Annotated in this window: 23 protein-coding genes; 17 read left to right on the top strand and 6 right to left on the bottom strand. The window is 55.7% G+C overall.

Translation table 11 applies throughout. The features are described 5' to 3' along the window. Positions 1–22: 22 nt before the first annotated feature. Positions 23–1,699 (bottom strand): urocanate hydratase, encoded by a 1,677-nt coding sequence (gene hutU, locus B9Y90_RS02150; protein ID WP_085540068.1) that lies wholly within the window; start codon positions 1,697–1,699, stop codon positions 23–25. Between the two features lie 495 nt (positions 1,700–2,194). On the opposite strand from hutU, the gene B9Y90_RS02145 reads away from it, so the two are divergent. Genes B9Y90_RS02145 through B9Y90_RS02110 form a run of 8 tightly spaced genes read left to right on the top strand, consistent with a single transcriptional unit; the run spans position 2,195 to position 9,957 of the window. Further along, the gene (locus tag B9Y90_RS02145) at positions 2,195–3,292 is read left to right on the top strand and encodes an ABC transporter ATP-binding protein (RefSeq protein WP_039294340.1); all 1,098 of its coding nucleotides are present in this window, start codon (positions 2,195–2,197) and stop codon (positions 3,290–3,292) included. Then, on the top strand, positions 3,289–3,933 hold the full coding sequence (locus B9Y90_RS02140) for an ABC transporter permease (protein ID WP_008454132.1): 645 nt from the start codon (positions 3,289–3,291) through the stop codon (positions 3,931–3,933). Before B9Y90_RS02145 ends, B9Y90_RS02140 begins: the two co-directional genes overlap by 4 nt. Positions 3,934–3,936: 3 nt before the next feature. After that, positions 3,937–4,617, top strand: coding sequence for an ABC transporter permease (locus B9Y90_RS02135; RefSeq protein WP_039303879.1), 681 nt, complete (start codon positions 3,937–3,939; stop codon positions 4,615–4,617). A 33-nt stretch (positions 4,618–4,650) separates the two neighbouring features. Next, a complete protein-coding gene (locus B9Y90_RS02130; RefSeq protein ID WP_085540067.1) occupies positions 4,651–5,535 on the top strand; it encodes an ABC transporter substrate-binding protein in 885 nt (294 codons plus the stop codon). A gap of 9 nt (positions 5,536–5,544) precedes the next feature. Further along, on the top strand, positions 5,545–7,104 hold the full coding sequence (locus tag B9Y90_RS02125) for an HAL/PAL/TAL family ammonia-lyase (protein ID WP_085540066.1): 1,560 nt from the start codon (positions 5,545–5,547) through the stop codon (positions 7,102–7,104). Continuing rightward, positions 7,097–8,293: a CaiB/BaiF CoA transferase family protein gene (locus tag B9Y90_RS02120; protein ID WP_085540065.1), complete on the top strand. Its 1,197-nt coding sequence runs from the start codon at positions 7,097–7,099 to the stop codon at positions 8,291–8,293. Before B9Y90_RS02125 ends, B9Y90_RS02120 begins: the two co-directional genes overlap by 8 nt. Positions 8,294–8,309: 16 nt before the next feature. Continuing rightward, positions 8,310–9,203 carry a 3-hydroxyacyl-CoA dehydrogenase family protein gene (locus tag B9Y90_RS02115; RefSeq protein WP_085540064.1) on the top strand — a complete coding sequence of 298 codons (894 nt, stop codon included), beginning with the start codon at positions 8,310–8,312 and terminating at the stop codon, positions 9,201–9,203. Next, a complete protein-coding gene (locus B9Y90_RS02110; protein WP_085540063.1) occupies positions 9,196–9,957 on the top strand; it encodes an enoyl-CoA hydratase-related protein in 762 nt (253 codons plus the stop codon). The genes B9Y90_RS02115 and B9Y90_RS02110 overlap by 8 nt, the downstream gene beginning before the upstream one ends. Positions 9,958–9,999: 42 nt before the next feature. On the opposite strand, the gene B9Y90_RS02105 is transcribed toward B9Y90_RS02110, so the two are convergent. Beyond that, the gene (locus B9Y90_RS02105; protein WP_085540062.1) at positions 10,000–10,554 is read right to left on the bottom strand and encodes a HutD/Ves family protein; all 555 of its coding nucleotides are present in this window, start codon (positions 10,552–10,554) and stop codon (positions 10,000–10,002) included. After that, entirely contained in the window at positions 10,551–11,312 is a 762-nt protein-coding gene (hutC, locus tag B9Y90_RS02100) for a histidine utilization repressor (RefSeq protein ID WP_008454147.1), read from the bottom strand. The genes B9Y90_RS02105 and hutC overlap by 4 nt, the downstream gene beginning before the upstream one ends. Positions 11,313–11,419: 107 nt before the next feature. On the opposite strand from hutC, the gene B9Y90_RS02095 reads away from it, so the two are divergent. The 7 genes from B9Y90_RS02095 (at position 11,420) to B9Y90_RS02065 (ending at position 17,991) form a co-directional block, all read left to right on the top strand. After that, entirely contained in the window at positions 11,420–12,787 is a 1,368-nt protein-coding gene (locus tag B9Y90_RS02095) for a formimidoylglutamate deiminase (protein WP_085540061.1), read from the top strand. 37 nt (positions 12,788–12,824) lie between these two features. After that, on the top strand, positions 12,825–13,016 hold the full coding sequence (locus tag B9Y90_RS02090) for a hypothetical protein (protein ID WP_176227833.1): 192 nt from the start codon (positions 12,825–12,827) through the stop codon (positions 13,014–13,016). Between the two features lie 104 nt (positions 13,017–13,120). Then, positions 13,121–13,999, top strand: coding sequence for a cycle-inhibiting factor (locus tag B9Y90_RS02085; RefSeq protein ID WP_085540060.1), 879 nt, complete (start codon positions 13,121–13,123; stop codon positions 13,997–13,999). A gap of 146 nt (positions 14,000–14,145) precedes the next feature. Beyond that, positions 14,146–14,781 carry a carbonic anhydrase gene (locus B9Y90_RS02080; RefSeq protein WP_039294310.1) on the top strand — a complete coding sequence of 212 codons (636 nt, stop codon included), beginning with the start codon at positions 14,146–14,148 and terminating at the stop codon, positions 14,779–14,781. Between the two features lie 205 nt (positions 14,782–14,986). Then, positions 14,987–15,388 (top strand): DUF6515 family protein, encoded by a 402-nt coding sequence (locus tag B9Y90_RS02075; RefSeq protein ID WP_008454157.1) that lies wholly within the window; start codon positions 14,987–14,989, stop codon positions 15,386–15,388. A 332-nt stretch (positions 15,389–15,720) separates the two neighbouring features. After that, positions 15,721–17,157: a purine-cytosine permease family protein gene (locus B9Y90_RS02070; RefSeq protein ID WP_085540059.1), complete on the top strand. Its 1,437-nt coding sequence runs from the start codon at positions 15,721–15,723 to the stop codon at positions 17,155–17,157. A gap of 315 nt (positions 17,158–17,472) precedes the next feature. Next, a complete protein-coding gene (locus B9Y90_RS02065; protein ID WP_039294303.1) occupies positions 17,473–17,991 on the top strand; it encodes a hypothetical protein in 519 nt (172 codons plus the stop codon). 247 nt (positions 17,992–18,238) lie between these two features. On the opposite strand, the gene ychF is transcribed toward B9Y90_RS02065, so the two are convergent. Beyond that, positions 18,239–19,333 carry a redox-regulated ATPase YchF gene (ychF, locus tag B9Y90_RS02060; protein WP_085540058.1) on the bottom strand — a complete coding sequence of 365 codons (1,095 nt, stop codon included), beginning with the start codon at positions 19,331–19,333 and terminating at the stop codon, positions 18,239–18,241. Between the two features lie 138 nt (positions 19,334–19,471). Beyond that, positions 19,472–20,056, bottom strand: a complete 585-nt coding sequence (pth, locus tag B9Y90_RS02055) for an aminoacyl-tRNA hydrolase (protein ID WP_085540057.1) — start codon at positions 20,054–20,056, stop codon at positions 19,472–19,474. Between the two features lie 274 nt (positions 20,057–20,330). Between pth and ychH the strand changes: the two genes are divergently transcribed. Beyond that, positions 20,331–20,609, top strand: a complete 279-nt coding sequence (ychH, locus tag B9Y90_RS02050) for a stress-induced protein YchH (RefSeq protein ID WP_008454166.1) — start codon at positions 20,331–20,333, stop codon at positions 20,607–20,609. Between the two features lie 123 nt (positions 20,610–20,732). Then, complete coding sequence (locus B9Y90_RS02045; protein ID WP_085540056.1) at positions 20,733–21,785, top strand: MerR family transcriptional regulator; 1,053 nt, start codon at positions 20,733–20,735, stop codon at positions 21,783–21,785. On the opposite strand, the gene B9Y90_RS02040 is transcribed toward B9Y90_RS02045, so the two are convergent. Beyond that, on the bottom strand, positions 21,742–22,653 hold the full coding sequence (locus B9Y90_RS02040) for a LysR family transcriptional regulator (RefSeq protein WP_085540055.1): 912 nt from the start codon (positions 22,651–22,653) through the stop codon (positions 21,742–21,744). The two genes, B9Y90_RS02045 and B9Y90_RS02040, sit on opposite strands and share 44 nt — an antisense overlap. Positions 22,654–22,722 lie beyond the last annotated feature (69 nt).

Below are 22,722 nucleotides of genomic sequence, written 5' to 3'. Positions count from 1 at the left end.
CGAAAGCCGCGCCCCAGGGGAACTACTTCGCCAGCATCGGCAGGTTCAGGCCGTGCTCTTTGGCGCACTCAATAGCAATATCATAGCCCGCATCCGCGTGGCGCATCACGCCGGTGGCCGGGTCGTTGTTCAGCACGCGAGCAATACGCTCTGCCGCTTCGTCGGTACCGTCGCAGACGATAACCATGCCGGAGTGCTGTGAGAAGCCCATGCCGACGCCGCCGCCGTGGTGCAGGGAAACCCAGGTCGCGCCGCTGGCCGTGTTCAGCAGGGCATTCAGCAGCGGCCAGTCGGAGACGGCATCGGAGCCATCCTGCATCGATTCGGTTTCGCGATTCGGGCTTGCCACCGAACCGGAATCAAGGTGATCGCGGCCAATGACGATAGGGGCGGACAGCTCGCCGCTTCTGACCATTTCGTTAAACGCCAGGCCCAGTTTTGCGCGCTGGCCGAGGCCGACCCAGCAGATACGCGCCGGCAGGCCCTGGAAGCTAATGCGCTCCTTGGCCATGTCCAGCCAGCGGTGCAGGTGCTTGTCGTCCGGGATCAGCTCTTTGACTTTGGCATCGGTACGGTAAATATCTTCCGGGTTGCCTGAGAGCGCAGCCCAGCGGAAAGGCCCGATCCCACGGCAGAACAGCGGGCGAATATAAGCCGGCACAAAGCCCGGAAAATCAAAGGCGTTGCTGACGCCCATTTCTTTGGCCATCTGGCGGATATTGTTGCCGTAATCAAAGGTAGGAATGCCCTGCTGCTGGAAGGCTAGCATCGCTTTCACATGTTCTGCCATAGAGGCTTTCGCCGCCTGAGTGACCACCGCAGGCTCAACGGCTGCGCGCTCGCGGTACTCTTCCCAGCTCCAGCCAATCGGCAGGTAGCCGTTGAGCGGGTCGTGGGCGCTGGTCTGATCGGTGACCATATCCGGGCGCACGCCGCGCTTCACCAGTTCAGGCAGAATTTCTGCCGCATTACCGTGCAGGGCGATAGAGACGGCTTTACCTTCGCCGGTGTAGCGTTTGAGGCGGGCGAGGGCGTCGTCCAGATCTTTGGCCTGCTCGTCGACATACCCGGTGCGCAGACGGAAGTCGATGCGCGACTGCTGGCATTCAATGTTCAGTGAACAGGCACCAGCAAGGGTAGCGGCCAGCGGCTGTGCGCCACCCATGCCGCCGAGGCCCGCGGTGAGCACCCAGCGCCCGGTGAGCGAGCCGTTGTAGTGCTGGCGACCTGCTTCCACGAAGGTTTCATAGGTGCCCTGCACAATGCCCTGGCTGCCGATGTAGATCCACGACCCGGCGGTCATCTGGCCGTACATCGCCAGCCCTTTAGCATCCAGTTCGTTAAAGTGTTCCCAGTTTGCCCAATGTGGCACTAGGTTAGAGTTGGCAATCAGCACGCGAGGGGCGTTGGCGTGAGTTTTAAAGACGCCAACCGGCTTGCCGGACTGCACCAGCAGGGTTTCATCTTCATTCAGGGCTTTAAGTGCTTCGACCATTTTGTCGTAGCACTCCCAGTTTCTCGCCGCCCGGCCAATGCCGCCGTAAACCACCAGTTCTTTCGGGTTTTCAGCCACGTCCGGATCGAGGTTATTCATCAGCATGCGCAGCGGGGCTTCCGTCAGCCAGCTTTTTGCATTCAGCTTCGTGCCGCGTGGCGCCCTGATTTCAACATCACGATAACGAGAAAACTCACTCTTCATGGGGTTCACCTTGTTTTGAGATAACGGGGAAAGTGCTCACGAAAAATACCATGTCATCTTTTCGTTTGCTTGTATATACATGATTAGCACATTTGATGCCAGGCACGAAAAACATTTTATTATCGTTTTAAATCAATATATTAAATAAATACTGGTAAGTAGTTACATCATATATCGTTTCTTTTTCGACCTCTGTCGCACCATTTTGGCGCTCTTTACAAAGAGATTGATCCTTTTTGGGGCAAAAAGAGCAGTTCAGATAGCTGGCAAATCGCCCGAAAGGCACCGTTTAATCCTGATGAAAATCACGAGTTGATCACACTTAAAATTTAATAAATTCATTATTTATTTGTTTTTAAACAATAAATATCATTGTTTTCGATGTTGCGCATTTGTTATGGCACAGGCTTTGCAGATTGTACATACAATGCTATACATAGCTTTTTTACGCAGCCGTTCATTTCTTCGGCAGCCAGATGACCATGAGGCGTAGCGATGATTACTTTCAACAATGTGACCAAGTTTTATGACGACGGCACGGTCGTGGTGGATGGACTGAATCTCACCGCACCCGGCGGCAAGATCACCGTACTGGTAGGCCCTTCCGGTTGTGGGAAAACAACGTCACTGCGCATGATTAATCGGCTGATTGAGCCGTCCTCCGGCGAAATCCTGCTTAACGGCGAATCTACCTCCGCCATGGACGTGGTGCAGCTGCGCCGCCGCATTGGCTACGTTATTCAGAATGCAGGTCTGTTCCCGCACCGAAACATCATCGACAACATTGCCACCACCGCGATCCTCAACGGCATGCCTAAGACCAAAGCCCGCGCGAGAGCAGGGGAACTGCTGGAAGTTGTCGGCCTGGCCCCGCAGCTGGCGAAACGCTATCCGTGGCAGCTTTCCGGTGGCCAGCAGCAGCGTGTCGGGGTTGCCCGAGCGCTGGCCGCTGACCCGGAGTTCATGTTGATGGATGAGCCTTTTAGCGCCGTGGACCCGGTGGTGCGTGACCAACTGCAGGAAGAGTTTCTCCGCATTCAAAAGGAAGTAAGCAAAACCATCATTATGGTGACTCACGACATCGATGAAGCCATGAAGCTGGGCGATCTGGTCGCGGTTTTGAAGCCCGGCGGTAAGCTGGGGCAGATGGCTTCCCCGGGTGAACTGCTTAACGCCCCGCAGAGTGATTTTGTTGCCGACTTTATTGGCCGCGACCGCGGCTATCGCAAGCTGAGTTTCTACAATTCCGGCCCGCTGGCTTCAATGCAGACGGAGCCGACCGCTGAAGTAGGCACGCCTATTGATATGGCGCGCAACATTGCGGTGCAGCGCTGGCTGCTGGTGACCCGCGAAGGCAAAGCCTGCGGCTGGTTTGATACGCACCAGCAGGTTGAGGCCGTGGTGCCGGAGCACATTAATCTGGGCGCAACCTTCTTCCCGCAAACCGGCACGCTGCGCCAGATGCTTGACTCCGCGCTCAGCTCGCCGTGCCACCGGGCGGTAGTGATTGGTGAGCGAGCAGAAGTGCTGGGGACGCTGGGGCTGGATCACGTCCTGGATGCCTGCAAGTCGATGGCGCGGGAGGCGGTATGAGATTTGACTGGCTGTGGGCGCAGAGCGACAAAATTTTCCATTTGCTGTTGTGGCATCTCTACCTTTCGGTGACGCCGATCCTGATTGGCCTGCTGCTGGCGATTCCGGCTGGCTGGCTGGTGAGCAGCATGCCGCGCGTAAAGGGCGTCATTCTTAACCTGTTTGGGCTGCTCTATACCATCCCGTCCCTGGCGCTGTTTGTGCTGCTGCCGCCGCTGCTCGGCACGCAGATCCTCGACCCGATCAACGTGGTGGTGGCGCTGACGATTTATAGCTTTGCGCTGCTGGTCAGAACCGTGTGCGACGGCCTGGATTCAGTGCCCACCGACACCCGGCAGTCTGCCTTTGCCCTCGGCTACAAGCCGGTTCACCAGTTTTTCCAGGTTGATTTGCCGCTGGCAGTGCCGGTGATTGGCTCGGGGATGCGGGTTGCCGTGGTCTCTAACGTCAGCATTGTTTCAGTCGCTGCGCTGATCGGCGCTCCGCAGCTCGGGTCGCTGTTTACTCAGGGGTTTCAGCTGCAGTTTCTGACGCCAATTATTGCCGGCATCGTGCTGTGTATCGTGCTGGCTTTCGTGCTCGACTGCGTGGTCGTGGCCGTCACCCGCTCATTAAGCCGCTGGCAGCCAACAAGGGGATAAAGTATGTCTGACTGGTTCTTTACGCTCAGCCACTGGTATGGCGACGACGGTATTCTCCCGCTGCTGGCGCAGCATATCGGCTACAGCGCGGTGGCGCTGGCGATAGCGATAGCCATTGCGTTTCCGGTGGGCTGCTACACCGGCCACACCGGTAAAGGGGAAGCGTTGCTGATTGGCACCACCAACGCGCTGCGTTCTCTGCCGTCGTTTGGCCTGATTATTCTGCTGGTCATCCTGATGGCGGGCTACTTCGAGTCCGACATGGCCTTTATTTTGCCGTGCATTATCGTGCTGGTGGTATTAGCCCTGCCGCCGATAGCGCTGGGCGTGCATGCGGGGATTCGCTCCGTTGACCCAAGCGTGCACGACGCCGCCAAAGGTATCGGCCTGACACCGTTCCAGGTGTTGACTCAGGTGGAGTTGCCCTGTGCCACGCCGTTGATTCTGTCCGGCATTCGCAGCGCCACGCTGCAGATTATCTCGACCGCCACCATTGCTGCTTACGTCTCTCTTGGTGGCCTGGGGCGGTTGATTATCGATGGTCGCGCGGCGAACGATTTTGCCCAGATGACCGCTGGCGCGGTGCTGGTTGCCATTCTGGCGCTGCTCGTGGATGTGTTCTTTTCCCTTTCGGTGAAGTACGTGGTGTCCCACGGTATTTCCCGACGTATCAAAACCCAGTGATGTTGAGCCCGTTAATTACACAAGGTGAAAGCGATGAATATGAAGAAACGTTGTTTGACGCTGTTGAGTGCCGCGATGCTGTCCGTTGTTTCCTCCGCGTGGGCGGCAGATGCGGGGCAGAAGGTGATTATTGGCTCGGCTGATTTCCCTGAAAACCAGCTGCTGGCGACGATTTACGCCGGGGCACTGGAAGCGCAAAACATCCCGGTGGAGAAGAAGCTCAACATCGGCAGCCGCGAAGTTTATATTCCGGCCCTGCTGGACGGCTCGATTAACGTTATCCCGGAGTACAGCGGCGCGCTGCTGAGCTACCTGGATGCCAATAATAAAGCGCACAGCTCTGACGAAGTGGCAACCGCGCTGGCGGCGAAGCTGCCGGCCAAAGTGAAAATGCTGAATACCTCCGTGGCGCAAAACAGCGACGTTATAGCCGTCACCAAAAAAACGGCGGATAAATACAACCTCAAAACCATTGACGATCTGAGGCCTCACGCGGCAGAACTTATTCTGGGCGGCCCGGCTGAATGGAAAACGCGTCACGAAGGCGTGCCTGGCCTGAAAGAAGTGTATGGCCTGAACTTCAAGAGCTTCAAAGTGCTGGACGTCGCGGGCCCGCTGACGCTGACCGCGCTAAAAAATAACCAAATTCAGGCTGCGGATTTAACCTCCACCACGCCGGAAATCCAGAAAGACCATCTGGTGGCGCTGGCCGACCCGAAAAACTTGTTTGCGGCACAAAACATCGTCCCGATTGTGGCCACTACTACGCTGAATCCGACGATTGAGGGCACGCTGAATAAAGTCTCGGCTCAGCTAACCACCGCGGATCTGATCGCCATGAACGGGCAGCTTGCGGAATTTGCCAGCATTGATGACGTGGCGCATCAGTGGCTGGTTAAACATGGTCTGAGCAAGTAAGGGCGTACGATGACAAGACAAACTGGCTCCACCGCTCGTTCTCATGAAACCGTCACTTTAGGTAGGGCGCAAACCACCATTAACGAACTGGTGCACATTGCCGACGGGGCGCCGGTCGAACTGGCCCCTGAAGCCCTGGCGAATATGGACCATGTCAGCGGGTATATTCGAAGAGCAATAGATGAAGGGCAGGTGATCTACGGCCTGACCACCGGGGTAGGAGACCTGGTCACGGAGCGCCTTTCTGCCGACCAGATAGCCAGCGTGCAGCTCAATATGCTGCGCAGCCACGCCTGCGGGATGGGGCCAGATTTGTCCGTGCGTGAAGTGCGCGCCATGATGGCGGTCATGCTGAAGTCGCTGCTGCAGGGGTATAGCGGCGTTAGCGCCGAGCTGGCGAAACGCATGGCCGAAATGCTTAACCGGCAGGTTACGCCGTGGTCACCGGCCAGCGGCTCGGTCGGCTATTTAATTGCGACGGCGCATATCGGACTGTCTCTGTTTGGCGAGGGGCAGTGCTGGTATCAGGGCGAGCTTCTGCCGTCCTCCGAAGCTTTGGCAAAAGCGGGGATTGCCCCCAGAGTGCCAGGCCCGCGCGAAGGCCATGCGCTGATCAGCGGCACCTATGAAATCACCGGCCTGGCGTGCCTTGCCGTGCATGATTTTGAGCGGCTACTGCCGGTGGCGGATATGGCCGGCGGTATGTGCCTTGAGGCGCTGAAGGGCAATACCCGTGGCTATGACGCCCGTCTGCATGCGCTCCGCCCACACGACGGGCAGCAAAAAACCGCCGCGATTCTTCGTCGTCTGTTGAGCGGCAGCGAGATCTTTGCCCGCTACCGCGACCATCGGGTGCAGGATGCGCTCAGCCTGCGCTGCATTCCGCAAATCCACGGCGCGGTGCGCGACCAGCTCGCCCATTGCCGCCAGATTGTGACTATCGAACTCAATTCGGTGACCGATAACCCGGTCTTCCTTATCGAAAATGACGCGCTGGCGATCCTGCCCGGCGGCAATGGGCACGGTGCGCCGCTGGCGCTGGCGCTGGATTCTCTGGCCGTCGCCATTGCCCAGGTCAGCACGGCGTCCCAGGCGCGATCGGATCGTATTACCAACGTGCACCTGAGCGGCCTGCCTGCGTTCCTGGTCGGCAGAAGCGGCGCGAATTCCGGGATGATGATCCCGCCTTATGTGGCCGCCGCGCTGGCGGGGGATAACCGCAGCCTGGCCGCGCCGTCGAGTGTGCATACCGTCACCACCTGCGCCGGGCAGGAAGACCATATCAGCATGGGCGTTTCTTCGGCACGCAAAGCCATGCAGGCGGTGAGCAATGCGGTGGATATTGTTGCCATCGAGCTGCTGTGCGCCAGCCAGGCGCTGGAGTTTCACCGTCCGCTTCGCGCCTCGGTTGGCGCGGAGTTAACGTTAAGCATGGTGCGCGCCCGCGTGCCGTTCCGTGAGACAGACACGGCGCTTTACCCGGATATGCATGCCGTGCGCGATTTGATTGCTGACGGTGAGCTGAGCCAACGGCTGCTCGCCCTGGTTGAGGAATCCGAACATGAGTGAAGCTTTACAGCCGCTGAAAGGCGTCAGAGTGCTTGATTTATCCCGCGTGCTGGCTGGCCCGTGGTGCGCCTCGCTACTGAACGATCTCGGGGCGGAAGTCATCAAAATTGAGATGCCGGGCAGCGGGGATGATTCCCGCAGCTTCACCCCGCACATCGGCGGGGAAAGCAGCTATTTCATGCAGCTTAACCACGGCAAGAAAAGCGTTACCCTGGATTTAAAGGCACCTGAGGGGTTAGCCATTCTGAAACAACTGGTGGCGCAGGCCGACGTGCTGGTGGAGAACTTCCGTCCGGGCGTAACCAAACGCCTCGGCATTGATTATGCGACGCTGCAGGAAATCAACCCACGGCTGGTTTACGCCAGTATTTCCGGGTTTGGGCAAAATGGGGCGATGGCGCACAAAGCTGCTTACGACCATATCGTGCAGGCCTACGGCGGCATTATGCAGGTCACCGGCTGGGCGGAAGGGGAGCCAACCCGAGTCGGCGATGCTATCGGGGACGTTGTGGCCGGGCTGTACGGCAGTTGGGCGGTGCTCGCGGCGCTGTTGCAGCGCGGGATCAGTGGCAAAGGGCAGCATCTTGATGTCTCGATGCTCGACACCATGGTGACGATGCAAATGGTTTCCCTGACGCAATGGATTGGCGGGCAGGCATCCGCCGGGCGGCTGGGCAACGCGCACCCTATCAGCGCCCCGATGGACAGCTATCCGGCTCAGGATGGCCATATCGTGATTGCAGTCGCCAACGACAAACTTTTCCGCCAGCTTTGCTCGGCGATGAATAAGCCCGAACTGGCAAGCGATCCGCTGTATCTCACCGACCCGCTGCGCCTGGCGAACCAGCGGCCGCTGCGGGAAGAAATTGAGCGCTGGCTGGCGGATAAAACGGTGAACGATGCTCAGGCCATTCTGGATCACGCAGGCGTCCCGGCCTCCGCCGTGCTGCGTCTCGACCAGATTCTGACCAGCGACTATGCGAAAGAACGTGAACTCGTTAAGCAGGTGACGCACCCGACGGCAGGCAACATCTCGATTGTTCCGCAGCCGGTGAAAATGAGCGCCATGCAAACAGAACCTGCGCTGGTGCCGCCAGCGCTGGGCGAGCATACGGCCAGCGTGCTGCGGGAATTGCTGGCTATCGACGAGGCAACGCTGGCGCAGCTCAAGGCGCAGGGCGTCATTTAACCGGCGGAGAACGCAAATGGTGCAAATAAAAAAAGTGGCGGTGATTGGGGCCGGAACGATGGGCGCGCGCATCGCCGTGGTGATGGCACGTGCGGGCTACCGCGTTAGCTTGTGGTCGCGCTCTGAGCCTACGCTCGATAAAGCGCGGGCTATTGTGGCCTCCCTCGGCGCTGGTGAAGCCGTAGAGTTCACCACCTCCTTTGAGGCTTGCCTGAGTGACGCTGACCTGGTGTCAGAGAACGTTGCCGAAGACGTGGCGCTCAAGCAACGCGTGCTGAGCGATGTGGAACGCCTGGTGGGCGAGCATTGCGTGATCACAACCAACACTTCAAGCGTGTCCATTACGCTGCTGGCCTCGGCCTTGAGTCAGCCGCAGCGGCTGATCGGTATGCACTGGTTTAACCCTGCGGATACCATGCCGATGATCGAGATTGTGCGTGGCGAACAGACCGGGGATGACATCTGCCAGCGCGTGCGGGACATCTGTCAGCAACTGGGGAAAGAGACGATCGTCGTTAACCAGGATATTCCGGGCTTTATTATCAACCGGCTGCAGTACGCGATGCTGCGTGAGGCGCTTTACCTGGTGGATGCCGGGATCGGCTCCGTGGAGGACGTCGACCGGGCGGTGCAGCGCACGCTGGCGCCCCGCTGGGCGGCGATGGGGCCGATGAAGCTAATGGATTTTGCCGGGCTGGACACGGTAGAGAAAGTGGCCGGTATTTTACTCCCCGAGCTGGATAACAGCAGTCAATTGCCTGCATGGCTGAAAGCCAAAGTCGCCGACGGTAAGCTCGGAGCGAAAAGCGGGGAGGGTTTCTATGCGTGGACCGCAGAGACCGCCGCCGCCGGAATGCGCCACCGGGATGACATCGTCCGGCAACTGACCGGGGGAGAGAAGCATGAGTGATATTCTTTCTCGCGTTGACGGCGCGGTTGCGGTGGTGACGCTCAACCGGCCACAGAAATACAACGCGCTTACGGCTGAGATGCTTGATGAGCTGCTCGGCACCTTAACTGAGCTGGACGGGCGACCGGACGTCAGGGCGATCGTTTTGCTTGGCTCCCCCAAAGCGTTTTCTGCCGGGGCGGATACCGGCACGCTGGCGTCTGCTTCAGCGACAACATTATGGCGCAGCGGGTTCAGCGAGAAGTGGGATCGGTTGGCGAGCATTGAGACGCCGCTGATTGCCGCCGTGTCTGGCTACGCCCTCGGCGGTGGCCTGGAGCTGGCGCTGCTCTGCGACATCATTATTGCCCATTCAAGTGCAGTCTTTGGCCTGCCGGAAAGCCACATCGGGATTATTCCCGGGGCGGGCGGAACGCAGCGCCTGGTGCGCGCTGTGGGCAAATCGCTGGCGATGGATATGCTGTTAAGCGGCAGAAGAATCGACGCACAGGAAGCGCTGCGTGCCGGGCTTGTTAGTCGCGTGACGGATGCGTTGGAAGAGCAGGCGCTCGTGCTGGCCACTCAGGTGGCAAAAGCCGCGCCGCTTGCCGCGATGATGATTAAAAAAGCCGTGGCGGCCAGCTACGAAATGCCGCTAAGCGCGGGTGTGGCCTACGAGCGCTCGCTTTCTGCGTTAATCGCCGACAGCGAAGACCGGGCGGCGGGTCTGGCGGCGTTTAAAAATAAGGAATCGCCCGAGTTTAAAGGGCGATGAAGTGAAATAACGTTGAAACCGGCAGCCAGTCTGCCGGTTTTTTTATGCCGAAAGGGTGACGCGAGCGAAAAGGGAAGAGGCCGTAGAAACCACGCTGACCGTGGCCGGGGCGCTAATTAACAGGCTGTCGTAGTGTTGTAATACCTGGCGTTCACCGTTGACCTCAACTTCCAGAACGCCACCAGCATTAAACAGCAGCTGCGTACCTTGCTGGTGCGCCCAGGTGCCTTCCCGCAGCCAGCTTACCGTGGCTTGTGTGGTTTCTGCTTTATAGATGACGTTAAAGTCCAGCAGCGGTCCGCCGACAATTGCGCAGCTGACTGCGCTGTCGCCGCTAAAATCCGTGGCCTGGAACGGCGGAATAAGCGCGCTTTGTTCACCGTCGACGGTGAGATACATGCCTTCGCCTTCCAGCACGCTGATATTGCGCAGATAGCCTGAAAAAAGAGAGAAGGGGCCGTCCTGGCGGATGGTGGCCACCGAAATGCGCCAGGCGTAGTTATCCGTGGCCGGGAAGCGATAAATTTCCCGCGTCACGCCCTGGCCGTTTTTCCAGAGCATTTCCGGGCACTGCTCATAGCGCAGAAGCTGGATCATTTATGCATGCTTCCTTCGAGGCGGTAGCGTGAGCCAGGGTAAACCAGGCGCACGCTGGTGACGATTTTTTTGTTCTGGCGCCCGGTCCAGGTGCGGCGATTGACCTGCAGGCAAGGCGTGTGTTCGTCGATTTCCAGATACGCGCACTCTTCGCGAGGCACGTTCACTGCCTCAATAATATGCTCGCCTTCAACGATGGGCGCGATGGATGAGAGGTAGGCGTTGGGCGTGATGCGAGTGAAATCCTGCTGGAAGTAATCCGGCACGATCAGCGAGTTCACCAGGCGATCTTCCAGCATCACCGGGACGCCGTTTTCGTAGTGGCAAATCAGCGAGTGGAACAGGCGGCTGCCTTTGGGTAAGTTGAAGGCCATGGCCTGCTGCGCGTCAGCATACACCTGGGTCAGCTCCAGCACGCGGGCGTGATGGCGGTGGCCGCGGCTGGCAATTTCGTCGGCAATGTTATTGATTTCGAGCAGCGCGGACTGCCCGCGCACTTCGGCGACGAAAGTCCCGATCCCCTGCATACGCACCAGCAGACCTTCGGCGGTCAGCTCGCGCAGGGCGCGGTTGATGGTCATGCGGCTGTAGCCAAACTGATTCACCAGTTCACTTTCGGAGGGAACCCGGTAGTTTACTGGCCACAATCCACTATGAATATTGGTCTTAATAATGATTTTGACCCTTTCATAATAGGGAGCTGGCTGGTCCAGATTGTCGGTCTCTGCCGCTGCTTTAAAAACGTCGTTTTGTGCCATTCATCATTCCTCGCCCGGGTATCCTTTAAAGTTTACTCTACCCCTATTTGGATGTATATATACATGCATGTATATACAATTGATTAACATCAAACCGGGGTGCTGATATGGCGGTATATTTCGCGGCAAAAGCGCTTCTGCCGCAGGGCTGGGCGGAAAATGTCAGGGTGGGCGTTTCGCCCGAGGGCGTCATTCAGTCAGTGGCAGCTGACAGCGTGCCGGATGAAGGCGATATCCGCCTGGACGGTGTTGTCGTGCCGGGGATGCCGAACCTGCATTCGCACGCTTTTCAGCGGGCGATGGCGGGGCTGACGGAAGTGGTTGGCGACCCGGCAGACAGCTTCTGGACGTGGCGGGATCTAATGTATCGTCTGGTGGGCAAAATCACCCCGGAGCAGTTGGAGATCATCGCCAGCTATCTGTATATCGAAATGTTGAAAGCCGGCTATACCTCAGTGGCCGAGTTTCACTATCTGCATCACGATGTGGACGGCAAAGCCTACGCACAGCCTGCAGAGCTGGCGCTACGCGTGGCTCAGGCAGCAAAAAATGTCGGCATCGGCCTGACGCTGCTCCCGGTGCTGTACACGCATTCCGGTTTCGGGGGGCAGCCCGCATCAGCGGGGCAGCGCCGCTTTATTAATGACACCGACAGCTACCTGAAACTGTACGACAGCATTGCCACGGCGCTTGCCCCGGAGCCGATGCAGCGTGCCGGATTGTGCTTCCATTCGCTGCGCGCCGTGACGCCGGAACAAATGCATCTTGTGCTGGCGAGCCAGACGCAGCCTCAGCCGGTACATATTCATATCTCCGAGCAGCAGAAAGAAGTGGCAGACTGCCTCGCCTGGTCCGGGCAGCGTCCCGTCGAGTGGCTGTATGACAATATGCCCGTCGATGAGCGCTGGTGCCTGATTCACGCCACCCACATCACCGAAAGCGAAACGCGGCTTATGGCTGATTCTGGCGCGGTCGCCGGATTGTGTTTGACGACCGAAGCGAATCTCGGGGATGGCATTTTCCCAGGCCAGGCGTTTTTGCAGCAGGGTGGCAACTGGGGCATTGGCTCCGACAGCCATATCAGCGTCAGCGTCAGCGAGGATTTACGCTGGTTTGAATACGGCCAGCGGCTGAATAACCGCCGCCGCAATTTGCTTCACCTTGAAGCGGAGCCGTATGTCGGCAATGTTCTTTATCAGGGGGCGCTGCGCGGCGGACGCATGGCGCTGGCGCAAAATATTGGCGAGCTGGCCGTAGGGGCGAGAGCCGACTGGCTGGTGCTGGACGGCAACGATCCGTTCCTGGCGACGGCGAAAGATAGCGAGCTGTTGAACCGCTGGATTTTTGCCTGCTCTTCTAACCCAATCAAAGATGTTATGACCGGTGGGAAATGGGTGATACGCGAAGGGGGGCACGAGAAAGACGCGGAGATCAAAGCAGGTTTCGCGCAGGTGCTGAAGCAGTTAACGCGTTAGTTACACGGTGAAAATGCATATCCGCTATTGAGCTATCATGAGTCGCTGCTCCGTGGCGGCCGAGGAAACCAGCCGCGCGACTCATAACGCCGAGTATGTTCAGACTTACGTAGCGGCGCGTTTGACCGATGAGAAACGTACCCCGTTTGATAAAGACGAGACGAAGAAGGTCAATCTGCTGGCGGAGAATGTAAACCTGAAATCAACCAATCCATTGAATCTGAAATAGTCCTGCTACCCACGTTTTGGCGTGGGTTTTTTACATCTTCCTGGGAACCTGCACGCCAGCGCTACCACTCAGCCTCAATTGCCCAACGAGTGGAATACCCTCCGATGAGAAACATCCTTAATACGTTCCGTCCTACACAGTCCGATCCTCGCCTGCAGGCTCAAAGCGGCCAGTCGAGCCGCACGGCCAGAACGTCGGCCACGGCTTCGTCGTCCCGAAGCGTGAATAACCCGTCCACCCGCCTGGTGCAGGATTTTGCGAAGCTAAGCGGCAAAAACCTGAGAGCCAACGTGCTGCTTAACAGCGATGACAATTCGGTGCCGATTCATCACAAAAGCCCTTCGGCGCTGCTGAAGGCGATAGACGATAATATCTCAAATACGGCCAGAGACTGGGGAATGCCAAAGCATGAAGTTGAGGCAATGCTGGGCAGCAGCAAGCGCATAAACGAGCCTGTTTGCGGCGTTACGGCGAATAACGTGATGAAGCTTTTCCTCGACACTGACCATTTCAGCTACGCTTTTGAACACGGGCGTACAATGTCGTTACCTCAGCTTCAGCAGCAGCTTGCCAATTTACCCGCTCACAAACATTTTATTTTGCGTGTGAACGATGCAGGTATGGGCCATGCCTACGTGATTGATCTGCCGGCGAGTGCAAAACCAAGACGCGACGCGTTCCTGTATCAGTCGGATTTAGGGGACGGGGCGACTCGCCCGCTGCGCCTTGATGACTGGATGAGCAAGAAAGCCTCGCATCCGGTATCGCTCAACGACATCAACACGCATTTTATGAATATGGCGAACGGACGAATCGATCCGGGGCATCTTGCGAAGCTATTCGACGTTGACAGTAACCCGAATATGCTGCGCCCGGAACGGCTGGATCTACAAAAGAATCAAGGTTTTAATTTTCAACTAGCGGAATACGATCCGGCTAATCTGGAGAGAAACGTTTCGGCGATTAAAGCCCGATGTGGCTAAGTATTTGCCGCCGGTAGCAGGGAATAAATCCATGGTTGATGTGGATTTATTCCGGTTTGTCGGCAGAGAAAAAGCGGCGTTGGGGCTGGACTAACTCAATGTGATCTCTATCATGTCGGGGTCACTACAGAACAAGAGAACGTGCTATGCAACATATCATCGAAGGTTTTCTTAACTTCCAGAAAGAGATTTTCCCGCAGCGCAAAGAGCTCTTTCGCAGCCTGGCGTCCAGCCAAAATCCTAAAGCGCTTTTTATTTCCTGTTCCGACAGCCGTCTGGTGCCGGAGCTGGTTACGCAGCAAGAACCTGGGCAGCTCTTCGTTATTCGTAATGCCGGCAATATCGTGCCTTCTTTCGGCCCGGAGCCGGGCGGCGTTTCTGCGACCATCGAGTACGCGGTTGTTGCCCTTGGCGTGACCGATATTGTGATTTGCGGGCACTCTAACTGCGGCGCGATGAAAGCAATTGCCTCCTGCCAGTGTCTGGACCCGATGCCAGCCGTTGCGCACTGGTTGCACTATGCCGATGCGGCAAAAGCGGTAGTGGAAAAGAAAACCTGGAACAACGAGACCGACAAGGTCAACGCCATGGTAGAAGAAAACGTTATCGCTCAGCTGAACAACATTAAAACGCATCCTTCCGTTGCGGTAGGGCTGCGTAACAATGGCCTGCGCCTGCATGGCTGGGTTTATGATATCGAAAGCGGTGAGATTCGCACCCTGGATAAAAACAGCAAGACCTTTATCTCCCTGGCGGATAACCCTGACGTTTGTTTCGAATAAACTCACGCCAGCGTTCTTGCAGATAAAAAAATCCACGCTTTGCGTGGATTTTTTACATCTATGGATAAATAAAGACGCCAAAAGCAGGATTGTGGAGATTTCACGGATTTACTTTCCCTATACGGAAAAGCCTGAGGCGGCGGGATTATAATCGACATAAAGCGGGCTAAAGCTCGCGTTCAGCCGCAGGTCAGGAGAGTTTAAGATGAAAAAGTATCTGTATGTGTTGGCAATGTCTGCGCTGATTGTTGTGCCGTCCCTGGCGCAGGCGCGCCCTGGCCCCTGGTTTGGTCATGGCCCAGGATTCTGGTCTGGCCCGCGTTATTATCCAGGGCCACATTATTTCTATGGTGGGCCGCGTTTGACCGTATTACCTGGGCTTGCCACGGCCATTATCGTTGGCGGTCTGACCTATTATGTGGTCAATGGGATTTACTACCAGCGTCAGGGGGCGGAATACATTCGCGTAGAGACGCCGTCCAGCATCAATTCTGGCGTCAGCGTGCTGGATTACAACGGTAAGCGCTATTACGTGCGCAACGGGAGCTATTACCAGAAGGATATTAACGGCAACTATTTTGAAGTGCCGCGCCCTGCCGGGTTGTAACCCCCATTTTTTCGGCCTGTATAGCAGGTAGCCAGATAAGAAACCCACCGTCAGCGTGGGTTTCTTTTGGCATTCACTGACGCCTTAATCTCCCGTTTTTGCTTAACGCCTGTTCTCCTGTCAATGCCCGGGCTGGCCTTCCTACACTCGCTAACCATTAGTTTTTCGTATTGGTACATCTGCACATCAATTTGGTTACATAAAATCTACAACTTAGTTCGCAAATTCATTATCAGCAGGGTGTGGTTTACGCACATTGCTTGTATATACATGAGTGATCATTTGATGTGCGATGGGTTTTCCGGCGTTTAATCAGGTTTAGCGAGGTCGTTATGTCTTCCTTTTCATCCACAGAAGAACAGTCAAAAAAGGGCTCACGTCTCAGCGAGACCCGATCTATCGATTACATCCCGGACGGCGAACGTCACGGGCATCCGTTTAGCCAGTTTACCCTTTGGTTTGGCGGTAATTTGCAGATCACCGCGATTGTCACCGGCGCACTAGCCGTTGTACTGGGGGGGGACGTTGTCTGGTCGCTGGTGGGGCTGTTTGTGGGGCAGATTCTGGGGGCATCGATCATGTCCTTCCACGCTTTGCAGGGGCCGCGTCTTGGCTTGCCGCAGATGATCATCTCCCGGGCGCAGTTTGGTGTTTACGGGGCTGTCATTCCGCTGGTGCTGGTCTGCATCATGTATATCGGGTTTTCCGCCAGTGGTACCGTCCTGGCGGGACAGGCGATGGCGAATTTGCTGTCCATCAGCGATGTCAGCGGCATGATCCTGTTCAGCGCTATTATCATCGTCATTGCCGTGCTCGGCTATCGCGTTATCCATAAGCTCGGGAAGGTCGCCAGTATTGTCGGCGTACTGGCTTTTGCCTGGCTGTTTGGCTCCCTGTTGTTCAACACCGATCTCACGGCTATCCTGCAAAATAACCATTTCTCTATGCCGATGTTTTTGCTGGCGGTGTCGCTGTCCTCTTCCTGGCAAATTGCCTTTTGCCCCTATGTTTCCGATTACTCGCGTTATCTGCCGCGAGACGTGTCTGGCCCGAAGGTGTTTTTCTCGGTGTTTAGCGGCACCGTGCTGGGGACTCAGGCCTCGATGACGCTGGGCGTTATCACCGCGGCCATAGCCGGGAGCGCCTTTTCCGGGCACGAAGTTGGCTATATTGTGGGGCTGGGTAAAACCGAAACCATGGCGATGCTGATTTATTTTGCTATCTGCTTCGGCAAAATTACTTTTACCACGCTGAACGCCTACGGCAGCTTTATGTCGCTGACCACCATTGTGTCAGGGTTCCGCAAGCAGGTGACCCTGAGCCAGAAGAACCGTATTCTCTTTGTGGTGCTGATGGTGGCGGCGTCATGCATCATTGCGCTGCTGAGCGAACCGGCATTCCTGAAACATTTCACCCACTTCCTGCTGTTCCTGCTGGCCTTCTTTGTACCGTGGAGCGCGATTAGCCTGATCGATTACTTCTTTATTTCGTCCCGAGCTGTAGATATTCCCGCGCTGTTTGACGCCGATAAGCGCTACGGCCGCTGGAACTTGTTTGGCATAGGGGTTTATATCGTCGGGGTGCTGATTCAGCTGCCATTTATTGAGAATCCGTTATTCCACGGTTCGCTGACCTGGCTTTTCGACGGCAACGATGTGTCGTGGATCATTGGCTGGTTTGGCACCGCAGCACTCTATTACGGGTTACACCGACTGGATAAACGTGTTTTGCCGTCGGCGACGGTTTACCCGAATAGCGCGGCTCGCTGATTTATCTTTGTTTAATAAAAACCCACGCCTGAGCGTGGATTTTTTTATTGTCAGGTTATTCATTATGTTTATAAATTGTTCAGTTTCTACTGACTATATATGCTGTGCTTTAGTGCCGTGTTGATTTGTGTTGGTAAGAATTTGAGGGGGTTATTAAATGCTATACCTTAGAAGCATGATAAAAATCAGTTATGATAATGCTGTCTGTATCAGATTTTAGTTTACTAATAACTAATCGTCTGGCTAAATAAAAAAATACAGATAGTGATGTTATAAAATCTTTCACTTAACTCAAATTAATATAACGGTTCAGAAATGTATAAAGAAATTATAGCTACTGGAATAGCGACAATACTTCTTAGCGGATGCACTGCTGGTTTCCGGCCTGCACTTGAAGACTATAAAGGTGCCGATGCAGCCCGTATACGCGCCGATACTATGGGTAACACAGCATTACAGTTCTATGAAAAGCAGGTTAGCGGCTGTTATAAAAAGGTACTAGAAAGACGTATTACTTCTGGTTTTGCCCTTATGGGGATCCCGGTAACGGGTAACAAGAGGCTTGCAGGCATGCCCGCATCTCAAAATGTAAGCGGTCCATTTATAAATGAGTTTACGATTAAGCCTGGGCAATTGATCAATGTTGTACATTATGCGAGCACCTGGACGTATGCCGATTTTATTCCCCAGGCTAACCATAACTACGATATAGTAGTCACTGGTTCCTTATATGCTGGCGATTTTGTTTCTGTCAAAGACATAGATACCAGTGAAAAAATTGTCAACTGGAAGTCTAAAGATATCAAACTTTGTCCTGATAGTGTTTTTGACTGATAAGAACGACCATGATTGGATGATATAGATATATGCATGGCACAGGACCTTTCAGGATATAAATGTCAGTGATATGAACCTGACCGTTTATCTATAATGAATTTTAGTAGAGTGCTCCTGCGAATATTTAAATCTATTCGCTTAACTAATCCTGTGCCTAATTTAGATTAAGTTTAAAAGTTTCACTTAATGCATTATAAAAAAATCCACGCCTGAGCGTGGATTTTTTATGGCTGAAGAGAAAGGCTTAGACGTTGAACAGGAAGTTCATCACGTCGCCGTCTTTCACGACGTAGTCTTTACCTTCGGCGCGCATTTTGCCGGCTTCTTTCGCGCCTTGCTCGCCTTTGTAGGTGATAAAGTCTTCATAGGCGATGGTTTGCGCACGGATGAAGCCTTTTTCGAAGTCGGTGTGGATTTTACCCGCCGCCTGTGGTGCTGTAGCGCCAACAGGGATGGTCCACGCGCGTACTTCTTTCACGCCGGCGGTGAAATAGGTTTGCAGATTCAGCAGCTCGTAGCCTGCGCGGATCACGCGGTTCAGGCCCGGCTCTTCCAGACCCAGCTCGGCCATGAACTCTTCACGGTCGGCGTCGTCCAGCTCGGCGATGTCGGATTCAACGGCGGCGCAGACGGCAACCACAACGGAACCTTCACCTGCTGCGATTTCGCGGACTTTATCGAGGTACGGGTTGTTTTCAAAACCGTCTTCGTTAACGTTGGCGATGTACATGGTTGGCTTCAGGGTCAGGAAGCTCAGGTATTTGATCGCTGCCTTATCTTCTTCGGTCAGATTTTTCAGCGCGCGCAGCATACCGGCGTTTTCCAGCTGCGGCAGGCATTTTTCCAGCGCGGCCAGCTCGGCTTTAGCGTCTTTGTCGCCGCCTTTGGCCTTCTTCTGCACGCGGTGAATTGCGCGCTCGCAGGTGTCCAGGTCAGACAGCGCCAGCTCGGTATTGATAACGTCGATATCGTCAGCCGGATCCACTTTATTGTTTACGTGGATAATGTTGTCGTTTTCGAAGCAGCGCACCACGTGGCCGATAGCTTCGGTTTCACGGATGTTGGTCAGGAACTGGTTGCCCAGGCCTTCACCTTTAGATGCGCCTTTTACCAGGCCGGCGATGTCCACGAATTCCATGGTGGTCGGCAGAATACGCTGCGGTTTAACGATTTCGGCCAGCTTGTCCAGACGCGGGTCCGGCATTGGCACCACGCCCGTGTTCGGCTCGATGGTACAGAACGGGAAGTTAGCCGCTTCGATACCTGCTTTGGTCAGGGCGTTGAACAGCGTGGATTTACCAACGTTCGGCAAACCGACGATACCGCATTTGAATCCCATGGTTTAAATCACCTTAATTGCTTGATTATCAATGAATTTAACTGTTTTCATTGAAAAAATGTAGATAACTTTGCGCATTATACACTGAAACCGACGCCAGCGGGCGTGGAAATCCTTTCCCGGTGCGGGGAAGGCTGGTTATTGTGCTTTAAAGGCGTGCAGACGATTGGTGGCTTTAGTCAGGCCCTCTTTTAGCCAGACTTCGGTGCAGCGCGTCGCTTCGTCCACCGCGTCGTCGATCAGCTTCTGTTCGCTGACCGGCGGTTTGCCGAGCACAAAGCCGACAACTTTGTTTTTATCGCCCGGATGGCCAATCCCCACGCGTAACCGGTGAAAGTTCGGGTTATTGCCCAGTTTGCTGATGATGTCTTTCAGGCCGTTGTGTCCGCCGTGGCCACCACCCAGTTTGAATTTTGCCACGCCCGGGGGCAGATCCAGTTCATCGTGTGCCACCAGAATTTCGTCCGGGGCGATGCGGAAGAAGGTGGCCATGGCGGCAACCGCTTTCCCGCTGAGGTTCATAAACGTGGTCGGAACCAGCAGGCGAACATCTTCTCCACCCAGATTAATGCGGGCGGTATAGCCAAAGAATTTTGCTTCTTCTTTCAGCGACTGATTGTGGCGCTCGGCCAGTAAATCCACATACCAGGCCCCGGCATTGTGGCGGGTCGCTGCGTATTCAGCACCTGGGTTGGCCAGGCCGACAATTAATTTAATGCTCACGTTTAAATTCCTGAAAACCGTTCACAGCCGCGTAGTTTACTGCGCGAGGGCGACGTTGACAAAGTCCAATCCCCCCGCCGACACATTCTTGAATAGTTGAGGATCTGAACCATTAGAATTTCAAGTAACTCAGGCGCTTATTTGTAAACTTTTGTAGGTCTTTCATTCGTAATTGTGATCGCTCACGCACACGCTCTTTAGGGGCATTGTCTATACTTTAGTCACAAGGATAGGGGATGTTCCCCACCGACCCGTAATAGTGCGGAGGTGACATATGAAACGCAGAAACGCTTCGTTACTCGGTAATGTCCTCATGGGATTGGGACTGGTTGTGATGGTGGTCGGCGTGGGCTATTCAATTCTGAACCAGCTCCCGCAGCTAAACCTGCCGCAGTTTTTCGCCCACGGTGCCGTGCTGAGCATCTTCGTTGGGGCCGTACTTTGGCTTGCAGGCGCGCGCATTGGCGGACGTGAACAGGTCTGCGACCGTTACTGGTGGGTACGCCACTACGATAAACGTTGCCGCCGGGACGAACATCATCGCCACAGCTAATATTTAGCAGATTTTGAGAAACGGCTCCTTTTCAGGGGTCGTTTTTTTTATGCTTAACGGGTTGACCCTCACGTAACGTGAGGCTGCACACTCCCTCTCAGCAGAAGCCAAAAGGAGCAGGACATGTTGTTCAAAGTAGGAGAGCTGGCAAAGCGTGCCGGGATCACGGTACGGACGCTACACCACTATGAAGCAATAGGCCTGTTGCTGCCTTCTGCCCGCACCGCTGCGGGTTATCGACTGTATAACCGGCTGGATATCGCCCGGCTGCATCATATTCAGGCGCTGAGCCGGATGGGAATGAGCCTGAGCGAGGTGCGCGACTGTCTCGAGCGTCAAGCGCTGTCGCTCCAGGAGATTCTGGATTCGCAGATCTCCGTGCTGGATGGCCAGCTGGCTGAAATAGCCGTGCTGCGCCAGCGACTGGTTACGCTGCGTGAAACTCTGCGCAGCGGCGCAGAACCTGACCTCGAGGAATGGCTTACTACGCTGGAGTTAATGACGATGTACGATCGCTATTTTTCAAAAGAAGAGTTAGAGCGCCTGCCTTTTGCGCAGGCTGATAGCCGCCGTGACGGGGAGTGGAAACAATTGGTCGACGAGATGTCCGGGCTTCATGCCCAGGGCGTTCCACCGGCGGATGAGCGCGCCCAGCGGCTGGCGGCGCACTGGATGGAAATCCTGGAGCGTGACACGGCGGGTGAGCCTGATTTTCTGGTTCGCCTGAACAAAATGCATCAGGCAGAGCCGGACATGGCCCGCCAGACCGGGATCTCTCCGGCGCTGACCGATTATGTGACCCGTGCATTCGGTCACAGCAAGTTGGAGATTTACCGGCGCTATCTTAACGATGAGGAGTTTGCTTTCACCAGTCGCCACTATTTCGATCGCATGCAGGAATGGCCGCCGCTGGTGGCTGCGGTGAGAAAGGCCAATGCCGAAGGCGTGAAACCTGATTCAGACCAGGCGCAGCAGCTCGCACGCCGCTGGCTGGAACTGTTTCAGTCGTTTGCCGGGCCATCGCCGCAGACGCAGCAAAAATTTCGCACCGCGATGGCGAACGAACCCGAGCTTGCCAAAGGCACCTGGATGACGCCGGAGGTGCTGGCCTGGCTGCAGCAGGCGATTGGCGCTATGTTCCAAGCCGCTGGACTAAGAAATCAACCAGGCTCCTGACGCGTAAAGAGAGATGCCTGGCGTGAGGGTAGAGTAAAATAAACGGTCGTGAGGTGCCGCCGTACTCCGGCAGCACCTCAACCAGCGTTCCGTCGGCCACATCCTGCTCCAGAATAAATCGGTAGGTCTGAATCAGGCCCGCGCCGCTTCTGGCAAGCGTCACAATCCCCAACACATCTTCCGCACAGGTAAAGCCGCCGTGGGTAAAAATGTCGGTATCTGTGCCGTCGACGCTAAACGTCCAGGGGACTTTTCGCCCTGTGCTCGGCAGTTCAAACTGGATGCACTCGTGGTGATTTAAGTCGTCCAGCGTTTTGGGTATTCCCGCCCGGGATAAATAGGTCGGTGAAGCCACGGTGATAAGCTCCGCGTCTTCGAGCTTGCGGGCAATAAGCGATGAGTCCTGGGGCGAGCGGCCGCGAATGGCAATGTCGTAACTTTCATCGGCAAAGTCGATGTTGCGGTTGCTGATGTGAACCTGCACTGAGACGCGGGGGTAAAGCTGCCTGAATTCCGGCAGCAGCGGCAGCACGCGGTAATGAGAATAGGGCGTGGGGAGGCTAATTCGCAGCACGCCAGCGGGTTCAATCTGCGCGCCAGTCACTTCTCGCTCGGCTTCTCTGAGCTGCTGCAGCGCCTGCTGGCATTGGCGGAAGTAGCGCTCCCCGCTTTCTGTCAGCCTGATCTGGCGGGTTGTCCGCACGAACAGGCGCACGCCTAAACGCTCTTCCAGGCGGGCGATAGAACGGCTGACCGCCGCGGGCGTGATCCCCATAAAATTGGCCGCCGCGCTGAAGCTCAACTGTTCTGCGGCCTGGCAAAACAGCTCCAGCGTGCCGATCTGCATCTCTTCGAAGTGGCGTTTCATTCCGATGTTCTCTTCTTATTTATTACATGAGGTATCTTGTCATGTTACGGATGGCTAATTTATCGGTCA

This window comes from Cedecea sp. NFIX57 (assembly GCF_900177785.1).
Classification (GTDB): Bacteria; Pseudomonadota; Gammaproteobacteria; order Enterobacterales; family Enterobacteriaceae; genus Cedecea; species Cedecea neteri_C.
Note: the sequence above shows the minus strand (reverse complement) of the source record. Positions and strands in the feature narration are given on the sequence as shown.

What these genes read in the sequence shown, in the direction of transcription:
- hutU (WP_085540068.1), bottom strand. Translation starts at nt 1,699, where the DNA reads ATGAAGAGTGAGTTTTCTCGTTATCGTGATGTTGAAATCAGGGCGCCA.
- B9Y90_RS02145 (WP_039294340.1), top strand. Translation starts at nt 2,195, where the DNA reads ATGATTACTTTCAACAATGTGACCAAGTTTTATGACGACGGCACGGTC.
- B9Y90_RS02140 (WP_008454132.1), top strand. Translation starts at nt 3,289, where the DNA reads ATGAGATTTGACTGGCTGTGGGCGCAGAGCGACAAAATTTTCCATTTG.
- B9Y90_RS02135 (WP_039303879.1), top strand. Translation starts at nt 3,937, where the DNA reads ATGTCTGACTGGTTCTTTACGCTCAGCCACTGGTATGGCGACGACGGT.
- B9Y90_RS02130 (WP_085540067.1), top strand. Translation starts at nt 4,651, where the DNA reads ATGAATATGAAGAAACGTTGTTTGACGCTGTTGAGTGCCGCGATGCTG.
- B9Y90_RS02125 (WP_085540066.1), top strand. Translation starts at nt 5,545, where the DNA reads ATGACAAGACAAACTGGCTCCACCGCTCGTTCTCATGAAACCGTCACT.
- B9Y90_RS02120 (WP_085540065.1), top strand. Translation starts at nt 7,097, where the DNA reads ATGAGTGAAGCTTTACAGCCGCTGAAAGGCGTCAGAGTGCTTGATTTA.
- B9Y90_RS02115 (WP_085540064.1), top strand. Translation starts at nt 8,310, where the DNA reads ATGGTGCAAATAAAAAAAGTGGCGGTGATTGGGGCCGGAACGATGGGC.
- B9Y90_RS02110 (WP_085540063.1), top strand. Translation starts at nt 9,196, where the DNA reads ATGAGTGATATTCTTTCTCGCGTTGACGGCGCGGTTGCGGTGGTGACG.
- B9Y90_RS02105 (WP_085540062.1), bottom strand. Translation starts at nt 10,554, where the DNA reads ATGATCCAGCTTCTGCGCTATGAGCAGTGCCCGGAAATGCTCTGGAAA.
- hutC (WP_008454147.1), bottom strand. Translation starts at nt 11,312, where the DNA reads ATGGCACAAAACGACGTTTTTAAAGCAGCGGCAGAGACCGACAATCTG.
- B9Y90_RS02095 (WP_085540061.1), top strand. Translation starts at nt 11,420, where the DNA reads ATGGCGGTATATTTCGCGGCAAAAGCGCTTCTGCCGCAGGGCTGGGCG.
- B9Y90_RS02090 (WP_176227833.1), top strand. Translation starts at nt 12,825, where the DNA reads ATGAGTCGCTGCTCCGTGGCGGCCGAGGAAACCAGCCGCGCGACTCAT.
- B9Y90_RS02085 (WP_085540060.1), top strand. Translation starts at nt 13,121, where the DNA reads ATGAGAAACATCCTTAATACGTTCCGTCCTACACAGTCCGATCCTCGC.
- B9Y90_RS02080 (WP_039294310.1), top strand. Translation starts at nt 14,146, where the DNA reads ATGCAACATATCATCGAAGGTTTTCTTAACTTCCAGAAAGAGATTTTC.
- B9Y90_RS02075 (WP_008454157.1), top strand. Translation starts at nt 14,987, where the DNA reads ATGAAAAAGTATCTGTATGTGTTGGCAATGTCTGCGCTGATTGTTGTG.
- B9Y90_RS02070 (WP_085540059.1), top strand. Translation starts at nt 15,721, where the DNA reads ATGTCTTCCTTTTCATCCACAGAAGAACAGTCAAAAAAGGGCTCACGT.
- B9Y90_RS02065 (WP_039294303.1), top strand. Translation starts at nt 17,473, where the DNA reads ATGTATAAAGAAATTATAGCTACTGGAATAGCGACAATACTTCTTAGC.
- ychF (WP_085540058.1), bottom strand. Translation starts at nt 19,333, where the DNA reads ATGGGATTCAAATGCGGTATCGTCGGTTTGCCGAACGTTGGTAAATCC.
- ychH (WP_008454166.1), top strand. Translation starts at nt 20,331, where the DNA reads ATGAAACGCAGAAACGCTTCGTTACTCGGTAATGTCCTCATGGGATTG.
- B9Y90_RS02045 (WP_085540056.1), top strand. Translation starts at nt 20,733, where the DNA reads ATGTTGTTCAAAGTAGGAGAGCTGGCAAAGCGTGCCGGGATCACGGTA.
- B9Y90_RS02040 (WP_085540055.1), bottom strand. Translation starts at nt 22,653, where the DNA reads ATGAAACGCCACTTCGAAGAGATGCAGATCGGCACGCTGGAGCTGTTT.